An 11,608-nucleotide genomic window follows, 5' to 3' on the forward strand; every position below is an offset into this window, starting at 1 on the left:
CGGCGGCGGGATTCGAACCCGCGTCGCTCTCTTGAGAGGAGAAGTAGCCGCAGCCTGCGCACCTGAACGACACCCACCGTACGGCGGATCGCGTGTTCGGGCACCCTGTTTTTCAACCGACGGTCGGCGCCACCGAGTCGAGTCGGAAGAGCACAGCCGTGTCGGGCCGGGGCAGGGTGGCGTTGTCGCCGCGCAGTCAGTCGGTCCGCCAGGGACGGAGCTTCTCGGGGTTTCGCACGGCCCAGATGTGCCTGATCCGGTGGTCCACGATCTCGAACGCGAACACGGTCGCCAGTTCGCCGTCCTGCCGTGCCACCAGGCCGGGCAGGCCGTTGACCGTGCACTCGAGGAACGTCGTGCGGTCGCCCGTGAGGCGGGCGATCTCGGCGTAGGCATGGGCGATCTGCTCTCCGCCCACGATCGGGGCGGGATGGGTGACGGCCAGCCCGCCGCCGTCGGCGGTCGCGGTGGCGTCGGGGTCGAGCAGGCTGATCAGGGCGTCGATGTCCTTGGCCTCCCACGCCGTTCTGAACCGCCTGACGATGTCGGCCTGTTCGGCACCCGGGCCCGCCGGGGTCCGCGCGGTGCGGATACGGCGGCGGGCCGAGGAGGCCAGCTGGCGGCATGCCGCCGGGGTACGGCCGACGATCTCGGCGACCTCGCCGAAGGGGTAGCGGAAGACGTCGTGCAGGACGAACGCGACGCGCTCAGCCGGGGTCATCGCATCGAGGACGACCAGGAAGGCCATGGTCACGGACTCGTCGAGGGTGATCCGATCGGCCGGGTCGGTCCCGTCGGTGCTGGAGCGCCCGGCGATCCACTCCGTGGGTTCGGGCAGCGGTTCCGGGATCCAGTCGCCCACGTACGTCTCCCGCCTGGCCCGCGCCGAGCCGAGCAGGTTCAGACAGATGCGGCTGGCGACCGTCATCAGCCAGGCTCCGGGCGACTCGACGGCCCGCTGCTCCCGTTCGGACAGGGCGTACCAGCGGGCGTAGGTCTCCTGCACGACGTCCTCGGCGTCGGCGAGGGATCCCAGGAGCCGATAGCCGAGGTTGATCAGCCGGCGTCGCTCGCTCATGATCGCGCCGAGGCTCGGATCGCTCCGGTCCTCGCCGGGCTCGGCTCCGGTGGTCATGGTCCGGCCATCTCCTTCGCTCGCTTCGGTGTCCCTACCCGTTACGACAGGACAGCCCCTCGGAATGTGAGGCCGACGTACCGCCTCACATTCCGCGGGGCTGCGTTGTCGTAACGGTGAGGACGACAACACCACCGAGAGGTCACTTCCATGAACGACTTCCAGGCCGTAGCGGACCGTGTCGAGATCGAGGCACTGCGTGGCGATTTCACCGACGCGGCGATGATGCGCGACCGGCCCCGCCTGGCGTCCCTGTTCACTGAGGACGGTGCCCTGCGCATGCCCCACATCCCCGCCGAGCAGGTCGGCCGCGAGGAGATCCTCGCCGGGGGCGAGCGGTTGCAGAGCCAGTGGGACTTCTTCGTGCAGACCACGCACCCCGGCACGATCCTGCTCGACGGCGACACCGCGACCGGCCGCGCCTACATCCAGGAGCTCGCCCGCACCCTCGACGGCCGCCAGGGGCTGAACTACGCCGTCTACCACGACCGTTACCAGCGCACCGCGGAAGGCTGGAAGTTCGCCGAGCGGGTGTACGAGGTCAGGTACCTGGACACGTCCCCGCTGGCGGGCTCGGCGCCCCGTACGGCGCGGCGCTCCGGGGCCGTCCCGGCGGACGCCACGGCCACCCCGGCGCCGGCCGCTTCCTTCGCCGACCCGGTATCGGGGGAACGGCTGGAGCGGGCAGCCGCCGCGCTGCGTGCCAACGGCTTCGGTGCCGAGATCCTCGACGACGCCGCGGCCGCGCGCATCCGCGTCAAGGAGCTGGTCCCCGAGGGCGCCAGTGTGCTGACCGGAGCCAGCGAGACCCTACGGCTCTCCGGCATCGACGAGGACATCAACACCGGCGACCGGTACGACGCGATCAGGCCGCGTGTCCTGACCATCGACCGTGCCACCGGCGCCGACGAGATCCGCAAGCTGGTCACCGGCCCCGATTTCGTCGTCAACAGCGTCGCCGCCGTCACCGAGACCGGCTCGCTCGTCCTCGCCTCGGGCAGCGGCAGCCAGCTCCCCGCCAACGCGGGCGGCGCCGGCCGCGCGGTCTGGATCGTCGGCGCGCAGAAGGTGGTGCCCGACCTGAGCACAGCGCTGCGCCGCGTCGAGGAGCACGCTCTGCCGCTCGAGAACGCCCGCGCCCAGGCGGTGTACGGGATGCCCAGCGCCGTCAACCGCCTGCTGATCCTCAACGCGGAACCCCGCCCGGGGCGCGGCACCGTACTGCTGCTGCGCGAGGCCATCGGATACTGAGCCGACCACCCCGTACCGGTCGCCTCACTCGGTGTCCGAGCGCAGGGCCCCGTCGATGTCTCCCAACGCCCGGGTCAGTCGGGGGTAGTCGGCGGCGGTCACCGGCTTGACGAAGAACTCCTCGACCACGCGCGCGTGCACGGCCGCGGCCCTCACGAACACCTCCCGGCCCGCCTCGGTCGGCTCCACCAGAGCGACCCGGCGGTCTCCGGGGGACGGCACGCGGCGGACCAGTCCGGCGACCTCCATCCGGTCGATCAAGCGGGTCGTACCGCTGCTGGTGAGCGTGAGGTCGTCGGCGAGCTGCCGCTGCGAGACGGCCTCACCGGGCTGCCGGCACAGCCGTATGAACACTTCCAGCATCGTGTGACTGATCCCGCACTCCCGCCGCACCTCGCCGTCGATGCGCTGTTCCAGGCGGGTCGCGGACCTGATCAGCAGGCCGAAGTCACGCACGAGTCCGCTGTTCGCGGCGCGGGCCGCGGCAGCCTCGTGGCCGCGGGGGGTCCTGTCGTTCACCTGCCTCACTCTACTGCCAGATCACCTACTGCCGTCTCAATCACTGAGCATTCAATTGCTGATCAGTCAACTATCTCCTATGGTGTGCGGCACCACCCGCGAGAGAGGGAGGGCACAGTGGATCTGCGCCACTGGCTCGGCCGAGCCACCGACGCCATACAGGACTGGGCCGACACCTTCGGCCCCTACCAGCCCCACGCGTCGCTCGACGTCGACGACGAACGGTTCGGTGCCGCCTTCGAGGAGCTGACCGGCAGACTCAAGGACAACTACCCCTTCTTCCATCCGCGTTACGCGGGCCAGATGCTCAAGCCACCGCACCCCGCCGCCGTGGTCGGCCACCTCACCGCCATGCTGATCAACCCCAACAACCACGCCCTGGACGGCGGTCCCGCCACCGCGGCGATGGAGCGTGAGGCCGTCGCCCGGCTCGCCGCGATGTTCGGCTACGACACCCATCTCGGGCACCTCACCACCAGCGGCACGATCGCCAACCTCGAAGCCCTCTTCGTCGCCCGGGAACTCCAACCGGGCCGGGGCATCGCCTACAGCGCGGACGCCCACTACACCCACGGCCGCATGTGCCACGTCCTGGGCATGCGGGGCCGGCCCGTACGCACCGACAGCCGGGGCCGGATGGACCCCGAGGCGCTGGAGGACATACTGCGCACCGGCGAGATCGGCACGGTCGTCCTCACCACCGGCACCACCGGCCTCGGCGCCGTAGACCCCGTCCACGAGATCCTGCCCCTCGCCGAGCGGCACGGCGTCCGCGTCCACATCGACGCGGCCTACGGCGGCTTCTTCACCCTCCTCGCGGGCGCCGACGGTCCCGAGGGGCTGCCGCCCGAGCCCTGGCGGGCGATCGCACGCTGCGACTCGGTCGTGGTCGACCCGCACAAGCACGGGCTCCAGCCCTACGGCTGCGGGGCCGTCCTCTTCCGCGACCCCGCGGTCGGCCGCTTCTACCTCCACGACTCGCCGTACACCTACTTCACGTCCAGCGAGCTCCACCTCGGCGAGATCAGCCTGGAGTGCTCGCGCGCGGGGGCCGCCGCCGCGGCTCTCTGGCTCACTTTCCGGCTGCTGCCGCCCACACCGGAGGGGCTCGGCCAGGTCCTGGCGGCCGGCCGCAGGGCCGCGCTGAACTGGGCCGAACTCATCGCCGCATCCGCGCACTTGGAGCTCTACCAACCCCCCGAGCTGGACATCGTCAGCTACTTCCCCCTCGTCGAGCCGGCCACCCTGTCCGGCATCGACGCCGCGTCCGCCCGCATCCTCTCGGACGGCATGACCGGTCCGGACCCGGTCTTCCTGAGCACCTTCAGGGCCGGCCGCGAGGCGTTCGCCCTACGCCACCCCAAGGTCGCCGCGGATGCCGACGCCACGCGGATCCTGCGGAGCGTTCTGATGAAGCCGGAGTCCGAGGACGCCGTCGAGCAGCTGCACGCGCGCGTGGAGCAGCTCTCCCTGTCTTGAGGTCCGCGAGGGCGCGGTCGCCGCGTGGCATTCGGCGGGTGGCGTTCGGCGGGTGGCGTTCGGCGGGTGGCGTTCGGCGGGTGGTCGGCCCGGGCTTGTCCGAGCGAGGGAGAGCGGTGGTCACGCGATGAAAGCGGTGCGGTTCCACGAGTACGGCGGGATCGATGTGCTGCGGGTGGAGGAGGTGGACTGGCCTGCACCCGGTCCGGGGCAGATGCTCGTCGAGGTCCGCGCGGCCGGGATCCAGTCGGGCGAGGTGATGATCCGCGAGGGCGCGCGGCACGGGCGGTGGCCGGCCACGTTCCCCTCCGGGCAGGGCAGCGATCTGGCCGGTGCCGTGGCGGAGGTCGGTCCGCGGGTGCGCGGCTTCGCGGTGGCGACGAGGTGCTGGGCTTCACCCATGGCAGGGCGAGCCACGCGGAGTTCGTCGTGGCCGGCACGACCGGGCACGCCTGCGTGTTCGCGGTGGACCCCGGGCCGGCGGACACGGTCGTGGTGTCCGGTGCGGCGGGCGGTGTCGGGTCTCTTGCCGTGCAGCTCGCGCGGCGCCACGGCGATCGGGCTGGCGAGCGAGGCAGACCATGCCTGGCTGAAGGGGCGCGGTGTCGTCCTGGTCGCATACGGGGAGGGCGTGGCCGAGCGGATCCGGGAGGCTTGCGGCGGGAAGGTCGACACGTTCGGCGACGGCGGGGCGCGGACCTACCGTGAGGGTGCGGCGGCGTGCGCGGTCGTGGTCGGCGAGCCGGAGCGGGGGCACACCCACGGCAAGATCGTGCTTCGTCCGTGGGGCCCGGCCGGCTGAGGCGGCCATCGGGCGGGGGGTGTGCCGTCGTCGCCGCGGCGTACAGAACGCCGCGGCGACGCGGGAGTCGCCGGTCCTCGAAGCCGAGGGCCGGCTTCCGTACTAGGCGGGGGTGATGTTCTCCGCCTGCGGGCCCTTCTGGCCCTGGGTGATGTCGAAGGTCACCGCCTGGCCTTCCTGGAGCTCACGGAAGCCGGAGGCGTTGATGTTGGAGTAGTGGGCGAAGACGTCCGGTCCGCCGCCGTCCTGGGCGATGAAGCCGAAGCCCTTCTCCGCGTTGAACCACTTGACGGTTCCGCTGGCCATGCTGGTACCTCTCAGTAGACGTCAGAACCGCACCGCGCGGTCCTGGAGGTGATCGCCCTGGTCCGGCACTGCACAGCAAAGCGCCCGCGCCTAAGCGCGGGCAGGTACTGCGAACCACGACAGCTGGAAGTGACGCTACACGGCGAAAAGGACGATCACCAGAGAGCAACAACCGCGAACCGCACCAGTCCGACGAGAAGGCCCGCCCAAACCCCGACCGACCCGCCCCAACCGCCTGAACAGGCCGAAGGGCGCCGATCGTCGCCGGATCTGGATCCGGATCCGGTTCCGCCGACATACAGGAGAGACGCTCCCGGCACGTGCCCGCAACGCGTCGCCGACGCTACGGCGTGCCACCGCGCTTCCGGTCACCGCCGACGAGCTGCCCCGCCATCATGACGACGAGGCCGGCCACGAGAATCGCGCTGCCGACCAGCGTTCCCAGCGGTCGAGCGCCGGAATCGCCGATCACCAACCCGAAGACCAGCTGACAGCCCAGCGCGAAGGCCACCACCAGCTGACCCCAGCCGTAGATCCGCGGGGCACGAACGCGGTGCCGGTTCATGGGCAGTACCCAGCCACGGGCGACCGCCGCGACACCCGAGGCGGCGACGAGCAGAGCCAGCAGAGCGAAGGGCACGGCGACGTACAACTTCACGGCTTCTCTCCTGTATGCCGGGTCCGCGCCGACACTTGTATGCCGGGTCCGCGTCGACACCTGTGCGCCGGGTCCGTGCCCGACAGCAGCGCGATCATGGCACTCGGCGCATCGCACGTCCATGTCGTGCTCGACCTGGCCGAGGACCTGGAGGCGGCGACCGCGGTTGCTGATCCGCCCGGATCGGCACCTGCGCAAGTTCCCCGCACGCCGGCCCGGAGGTCGCACCCGCCGTCCACAAGTTCAGATGCCCGGCCCGAACATCGCGAAGTCCGGAGCGCCGTTGCGCTCGCACGGCGACCTTGAGCTGATCGAGAGCCGGATGCTCGACGGCCGCGTCCAAGAGCCCATGCACCGGCCCGCCCTGCATGCCTGAGTCCGCCCGGGCCCTCGACCCGTCGGGCAGCCGGACCATCGCGGGACGAGGGGGCCGGCCTCCGGGATCTGTTGCATCGTCAACGGCCCATACACGGCAGGTGCGTTGACCGCAATTCAACCCGGAGGGGTGGCCTCCGGGAGTGCGGTTGACGGTGATAGCATTCCGCCGTCTGCGACCTTGATCCACTTTTGCTCAGGCCTAAACCCTGAACGCGGTGAGTTCGCCCACATCAGCCGTGCAGTCCCCCTGGACGGGTTGCGGATCCTTGCGAGCTGTATTTGTCGACGCCTGCATGCCACGCACCGGGAAAGGTTTCCATGACTCAAGACGTGCTTCTTTGGTGCCTGGTCGCGATAGCGGTGATAGCCGTAGCCGCCGTCGTGGCGCTCGTGCTCCGAAGCAGAGGCCTGACAAGGAGGAAGAGGGAGTCCGAGACCGCGCTGGAGGCGCGGCTCCAGTTCAGCCAGGACGAACTGGGCCGCACACAGAGCGAGTTGTCCAGGGTCCGCAACGACCAGGACGCTGTCATCCGGGAGGCGGAGCAGGCCGCCGAGGAGAACACCAAGGCGGTCCTCAAGGGCGCCGCCCGCTTCCTTCAGAGCCTCGCGGCCGAGCAGACCACGCTGCTGGACGGGGTCCAGCGCGAGTACGGCGGCCACGCGGTCCTGGCCGATCTGATGGACATCACCCACGCCAATGCCCAGATGGCCCGCAAGGCCCAGGGCATCGCGGTCATGTGCGGTGCGCCGCTGGGCCGCCGCAACCAGCCGGCCAGCGTCTACGACGTCGTCCGCAGCGCCCAGAGCCAGATCCGTAACTTCCAGCGGGTCGAGATCATGCAGCCCAGCGGCATCGCACTGAAGGCCTCCGCCGTCGCGCCGGTCGCCCTGGCCGTCGCCGAACTGCTCGACAACGCCGCCAGCTTCTCCCAGGCGGACGCACCGATCGAGGTGACGTTCCGTCAGGCCCAGAAGAACCTGTGCATCATCATCGACGACGCCGGCGTCGGCATGGGCGACGAGGAACGGCAGCGGTCCAGCGCGCTGCTGTCCGGTGACGACGTCCCCCGGCTCTCCCAGCTGGGCACCCAGCCGAAGTTCGGCTTCCCTGTCATCGGTCTGATCGCCCGCCAGCACGGCTTCAAGGTGGACGTCACCGGCGTCTCCCGATACGGCGGTGTGCGCGCCGTCGTCCTGCTGCCCGAGGAGCTGTGGACCATGGAGGAAGCCCTGCCGCCGGCCACCGAGGCGCCCGTGAGCAACATCCGGCCCGTGTCGGTGGAGACCTCCCGCACCGCGGGCGGCCTGCCGAAGCGCGGTGCCCGTATGTCGCCCAACGGCAACTCCGGCAACGGGGAGACACCGGCCAGGCGAACCGTCCGCCGTGGCGCCGGCAGCCTGGCCGCTCTGCAGCGCGGTACGCAGACCGCGCGTGACGTGGCCTCTCTGGACACCCCGACGCCCGGAGGGTCTGACAACGCATGAGTACGACAGACCTGTCGTGGATGGTCCAGGACATCGTCGACAACGTGCCCAGAGCGCGGCACGCCGTGGTGCTGTCCGCGGACGGCATTCCGCGCGGGGCCACGGACGGCCTGACCGGCCAGGACGTACGCACCATCTCCGCGGCCATGGCCGGGATGCAGTCGCTCAGCCGGGCCACCGCCCACTTCGCCGGGACCTCTCAGGACCGGGCGTGGATCCAGACCGTGATCGAGTTCCAGCACGGTTGGGTGTTCCTGATCGGGGCCGGGCAGGGTGCCTATCTGGCTGCCGCCGCCGAGCCCGACGTGGACATGGAGCAGCTCAGCTTCCGTATGAACCGGCTGGTCGCCCGGCTGGGCAACAACCTCACCGCCCCGCCGCGGGTGAGCACCGGTGACGCGGAGCAGTCCGGGGAGAACGCCGAGGCACTGCGCGAGGAGGCGGACAGGTCGGTCACCGTTCTCGGCGAGCTCGACAAGGCCGTGGCCTCGGTACCGGGCGCAGTGCACGCGCTGCTGCTCGGTGCGAACGGGCTGCCGCGCGGGGCGAGCACGGGGATCGGCAGGGACCTCGCGGACACCATCTCGGCGGCCATGACGGGCATCCACGCCTACAGCCGGGCCACCGCGCCGTTCGCGGGCGGGGCGCAGGACGACGAGTGGAGTCAGACGGTCATCGAGTTCCAGCACGGCTGGATCTTCCTGATCGCGGCCGGCGACGGCGACTTCCTGGCGGCGGCGGCCGAGCACGACTGCGACATCGAGGACTTCACCGCACATCTGAGTGACGCGATGCCCGCGCTCATCTCGCGGACGGTCGCGCAGGGAGAGAGGGCCAGCGATGCATGACGACCCGTCCGGCGAGATCGAGTTGACGGCCCCGTTAGTCCCCCTCTTCATCGTTGCGGGGGGACGCGCACTGCCCCGGGACAGCGAGTACGAGCACACCACGATGATCACGGCCCAGGAAGGTGCCTCGGCCGCGACCCGCACCCTGGCCCCGGAATCCCGGACGGTCATGGACCTGATCGCGGACGGCTACCTCTCGGTCGCCGAGGTCGCCGCCCACACACGGCTGCCCCTGGGCATCGTGCGCATCCTGCTGGCCCAGATGGCCGAGGACGGCCTCATTCATGTGCGTAATCCGGTGCCGCATGCCGAACGCCATGACCCCGTCCTGCTCACCGCCGTGCTCGACGGCCTGATGCGAATTCGAACCGGAGCGTAACCGCCTTGTATCTGGATCCCGACGTCTCCCGCTCCGTGAAAGTCCTGGTCGTGGGCCACTTCGCGGTCGGGAAGACCACATACATCGGAAGCGTCTCCGAGATCGAGCCGCTGCAGACCGAAGAGGAGATAACCGAGGCCAGTGAGGGCCTCGACGACCTCTCCGAGACCCCGGACAAGACGACCACCACCGTGGCGATGGACTTCGGGCGTCTGACCCTCAGCGAGGACCTTGTCCTCTACATCTTCGGAACCCCCGGGCAGGAACGGTTCAAGCAGATGTGGGAGGGCCTGTCGCGAGGAGCGTTGGGCGCGCTCGTCCTGGTCGACCCCGAACGGCTGGAAGAGACCTTCCCGATCCTGGACCTGGTCGAGGCCTTCGGACTGCCCTACGTCATCGGTGTCAACACCTTCGACGGCAAGAACCACTTCCCCCTGTCCGAAGTGTGCGAGGCACTCAACATCTCCGAGGAGACACCGGTCATCGACTGCGATGTCCGTGACCAGGACTCCTCGATGCAGGCCCTCATCACGCTCGTGAAGCACCTCTTGTCCTCACTCGGCTAGGAGCCCACCATGCAACAGCCCTTCGAGCCGACCGGGATACCGGCCGGTTGCCCCGCACACGGCAACGTCGCGATGTACGGGCCCGACTTCGGCTCGGACCCCGAGCACACCTACGACCAGCTGCGCTCGATGGGCCCCAGCACCCCCGTCGACATCGCGCCGGACGTCGAGGTCGAGCTGGTGACCAGCTACGACGCGAGCTTGTACATCCTCCAGAACCCGACCCTGTTCGTGCGGGACTCGCGCCGCTGGAACGCCCTCAACGAAGGGCGGGTGCCGGCGGACAGCCCGGCCCTGCCCATGATGGGCTACCGTCCCAACGCCCTGTTCAGCGACGGCGCCGCGCACGCCCGGCTGCGGCAGGCGGTCACGGACAGCCTCGCCACCGTCGACCAGGGCCGGCTCGTCCGGCTGACCCAGCAGTCGGCGGACTATCTGATCAGCCGTTTCAGCTCCGAGGCCCTCGGCCAGGCCGAGCTGATGGCCGCCTACGCCCAGCCGCTGCCGCTGCTGGTCTTCGGCGACCTGTTCGGCTGCCCGCCGGAGCTCGGCGACCGTGTCATCGCGGGGATCACCGGGATCTTCCAGGGCACCCCGGGTGCCGACGAGATCCTGGGCGGCGCGCTCGCCGAACTGATCGCCCTCAAGCGCCGGGAGCCCGGTGAGGACCTCACCACCCGGCTGATGGTGCACTCCGCCCGGCTGACCGACGAGGAGGTGCTGCACCAGCTGGTGACCCTGCTCTCCGGCGGCACCGCGCCCCTGTCGGCCTCGATCGGCACGAGCGCCGCGCTGTATCTCAGCGACGACTGGCCCAGCGGCATGCCCGCCGAGGACGCGGTCGTGAAGACCCTGTGGAACTACGCCCCGATCGCCAACTACGCGGCCCACTACCCCACTCAGGAAGTCGAGCTGGGCGGCCGGACCCTGCGGGCCGGCGACCCCGTCCTGATCTCCTTCGCGGCGGCCAACACCGACCCCAAGCTGACCGAGCACCGCGAACAGCTCAGCTCCAAGGCCCATCTCGCCTTCGGTGCCGGCCCGCACGCGTGCCCGGCCAAGGACCCCGCGTTCATGATCGCGGCCACCGCCGTGGAGTCGCTGCTCAACCGGCTGCCCGATGTCGAGATGCGCGTCCCCTTCAAGGAGCTCTCCTGGGTGGCAACGCCCTGGAGCCGCTCGCTGGTCACCGTGCCCATCCGGTACACCCCCCGCACCGTGGCACCCGCGGCCCGTACCCGGCCCGCGACACCGTCCTCCGTGCAGGCGGTGCACTCCACCGCCCCCGTCCCGCAGCCGTCCCCGGGCGGCCGTCCGGCCCACGCCGCACCGCGTCCCAAGGGCGGTCTGTTCAGCCGTTTCCGCGCCTGGGTCAATGGCGAGTGACGTAAGTAACCCTACGAGAACACTGCGTTATTGGATGCTTAAAGCATCCCGCGGGTACGGATGGCGGCTGGCAGAAAGGAGCCGTCATCGTGGGAAGTCTCGCGACTCCGTCCTCGGACCGTCGGGCGACCATTTCCCTGTTCTCCCGTCTTCGGACGGCCGAAGGACAGGCCGACCCGTTCCCCATCTACGCGGAGCTCAGGGCGCGCGGCGAAGTCAGCCACGCGCCCTGGGGCGGGTTGCTCATCAGCAGCTACGCCACCTGTGAGCAGGTGCTCCGCGGCGCCACCTGGCTCGAACCGGACACCGAATGGCGAGAGCAGCAGGGTGCGACTGATCTCCCGGGAGGAGGGGGCGCTCCAGCGGGTGCGCGCACCCTGCTGCTCTCGCCATTCGGTGTCCGGTTCGAGCCAGGT

Annotated in this window: 13 protein-coding genes and 1 pseudogene; 10 read left to right on the forward strand and 4 right to left on the reverse strand. The window is 70.2% G+C overall.

Annotation, left to right across the window (positions count from 1 at the left end):
• Positions 1–196 precede the first annotated feature (196 nt).
• Complete coding sequence (sigJ, locus tag HLK59_RS31795) at positions 197–1,135, reverse strand: RNA polymerase sigma factor SigJ (protein WP_171145022.1); 939 nt, start codon at positions 1,133–1,135, stop codon at positions 197–199.
• Between the two features lie 150 nt (positions 1,136–1,285).
• On the opposite strand from sigJ, the gene HLK59_RS31800 reads away from it, so the two are divergent.
• A complete protein-coding gene (locus tag HLK59_RS31800) occupies positions 1,286–2,386 on the forward strand; it encodes a nuclear transport factor 2 family protein (RefSeq protein ID WP_171145023.1) in 1,101 nt (366 codons plus the stop codon).
• A 24-nt stretch (positions 2,387–2,410) separates the two neighbouring features.
• Here HLK59_RS31800 and HLK59_RS31805 read toward each other — a convergent pair whose 3' ends face one another.
• Entirely contained in the window at positions 2,411–2,905 is a 495-nt protein-coding gene (locus HLK59_RS31805; protein WP_171145024.1) for a MarR family transcriptional regulator, read from the reverse strand.
• A 117-nt stretch (positions 2,906–3,022) separates the two neighbouring features.
• Here HLK59_RS31805 and HLK59_RS31810 point away from each other — a divergent pair, with 117 nt between their 5' ends.
• Together HLK59_RS31810 and HLK59_RS31815 are read left to right on the forward strand one after the other, a co-directional pair.
• Positions 3,023–4,384: an aminotransferase class I/II-fold pyridoxal phosphate-dependent enzyme gene (locus HLK59_RS31810; RefSeq protein WP_171145025.1), complete on the forward strand. Its 1,362-nt coding sequence runs from the start codon at positions 3,023–3,025 to the stop codon at positions 4,382–4,384.
• A gap of 127 nt (positions 4,385–4,511) precedes the next feature.
• Positions 4,512–5,186, forward strand: a complete 675-nt coding sequence (locus tag HLK59_RS31815) for an alcohol dehydrogenase catalytic domain-containing protein (RefSeq protein ID WP_171145026.1) — start codon at positions 4,512–4,514, stop codon at positions 5,184–5,186.
• A gap of 102 nt (positions 5,187–5,288) precedes the next feature.
• Here the strand turns inward: HLK59_RS31815 and HLK59_RS31820 are convergent, their stop codons facing one another.
• Both HLK59_RS31820 and HLK59_RS31825 read right to left on the reverse strand, forming a co-directional pair.
• Positions 5,289–5,492, reverse strand: coding sequence for a cold-shock protein (locus HLK59_RS31820; protein ID WP_037751662.1), 204 nt, complete (start codon positions 5,490–5,492; stop codon positions 5,289–5,291).
• A gap of 343 nt (positions 5,493–5,835) precedes the next feature.
• Positions 5,836–6,150, reverse strand: coding sequence for a hypothetical protein (locus HLK59_RS31825; RefSeq protein WP_171145027.1), 315 nt, complete (start codon positions 6,148–6,150; stop codon positions 5,836–5,838).
• A gap of 247 nt (positions 6,151–6,397) precedes the next feature.
• Here HLK59_RS31825 and HLK59_RS52095 point away from each other — a divergent pair, with 247 nt between their 5' ends.
• From HLK59_RS52095 to HLK59_RS50535, 7 genes and pseudogenes are all read left to right on the forward strand, one after another.
• Positions 6,398–6,526 carry a hypothetical protein gene (locus HLK59_RS52095; RefSeq protein WP_277349546.1) on the forward strand — a complete coding sequence of 43 codons (129 nt, stop codon included), beginning with the start codon at positions 6,398–6,400 and terminating at the stop codon, positions 6,524–6,526.
• Between the two features lie 320 nt (positions 6,527–6,846).
• Positions 6,847–8,013: a sensor histidine kinase gene (locus tag HLK59_RS31830; RefSeq protein WP_206327828.1), complete on the forward strand. Its 1,167-nt coding sequence runs from the start codon at positions 6,847–6,849 to the stop codon at positions 8,011–8,013.
• A 20-nt stretch (positions 8,014–8,033) separates the two neighbouring features.
• Positions 8,034–8,861 carry a roadblock/LC7 domain-containing protein gene (locus HLK59_RS31835; RefSeq protein WP_171145034.1) on the forward strand — a complete coding sequence of 276 codons (828 nt, stop codon included), beginning with the start codon at positions 8,034–8,036 and terminating at the stop codon, positions 8,859–8,861.
• Positions 8,854–9,240 (forward strand): DUF742 domain-containing protein, encoded by a 387-nt coding sequence (locus HLK59_RS31840; protein WP_171145028.1) that lies wholly within the window; start codon positions 8,854–8,856, stop codon positions 9,238–9,240. Before HLK59_RS31835 ends, HLK59_RS31840 begins: the two co-directional genes overlap by 8 nt.
• 5 nt (positions 9,241–9,245) lie before the next feature.
• Positions 9,246–9,806, forward strand: coding sequence for an ATP/GTP-binding protein (locus HLK59_RS31845; RefSeq protein WP_171145029.1), 561 nt, complete (start codon positions 9,246–9,248; stop codon positions 9,804–9,806).
• Positions 9,807–9,815: 9 nt separating this feature from the next.
• Complete coding sequence (locus HLK59_RS31850; RefSeq protein ID WP_171145030.1) at positions 9,816–11,192, forward strand: cytochrome P450; 1,377 nt, start codon at positions 9,816–9,818, stop codon at positions 11,190–11,192.
• Positions 11,193–11,281: 89 nt separating this feature from the next.
• Positions 11,282–11,608: pseudogene (locus HLK59_RS50535) on the forward strand (hypothetical protein); the annotation flags it as partial.

Origin of the sequence: Streptomyces sp. S3(2020) (assembly GCF_013044505.1) — a bacterium.
Classification (GTDB): Bacteria; Actinomycetota; Actinomycetes; order Streptomycetales; family Streptomycetaceae; genus Streptomyces.

Coding starts and splice junctions, on each gene's coding strand:
- sigJ (WP_171145022.1), bottom strand. CDS start 1,135: ATGACCACCGGAGCCGAGCCCGGCGAGGACCGGAGCGATCCGAGCCTC.
- HLK59_RS31800 (WP_171145023.1), top strand. CDS start 1,286: ATGAACGACTTCCAGGCCGTAGCGGACCGTGTCGAGATCGAGGCACTG.
- HLK59_RS31815 (WP_171145026.1), top strand. CDS start 4,512: ATGAAAGCGGTGCGGTTCCACGAGTACGGCGGGATCGATGTGCTGCGG.
- HLK59_RS31820 (WP_037751662.1), bottom strand. CDS start 5,492: ATGGCCAGCGGAACCGTCAAGTGGTTCAACGCGGAGAAGGGCTTCGGC.
- HLK59_RS52095 (WP_277349546.1), top strand. CDS start 6,398: ATGCCCGGCCCGAACATCGCGAAGTCCGGAGCGCCGTTGCGCTCGCAC.
- HLK59_RS31830 (WP_206327828.1), top strand. CDS start 6,847: ATGACTCAAGACGTGCTTCTTTGGTGCCTGGTCGCGATAGCGGTGATA.
- HLK59_RS31835 (WP_171145034.1), top strand. CDS start 8,034: ATGGTCCAGGACATCGTCGACAACGTGCCCAGAGCGCGGCACGCCGTG.
- HLK59_RS31840 (WP_171145028.1), top strand. CDS start 8,854: ATGCATGACGACCCGTCCGGCGAGATCGAGTTGACGGCCCCGTTAGTC.
- HLK59_RS31850 (WP_171145030.1), top strand. CDS start 9,816: ATGCAACAGCCCTTCGAGCCGACCGGGATACCGGCCGGTTGCCCCGCA.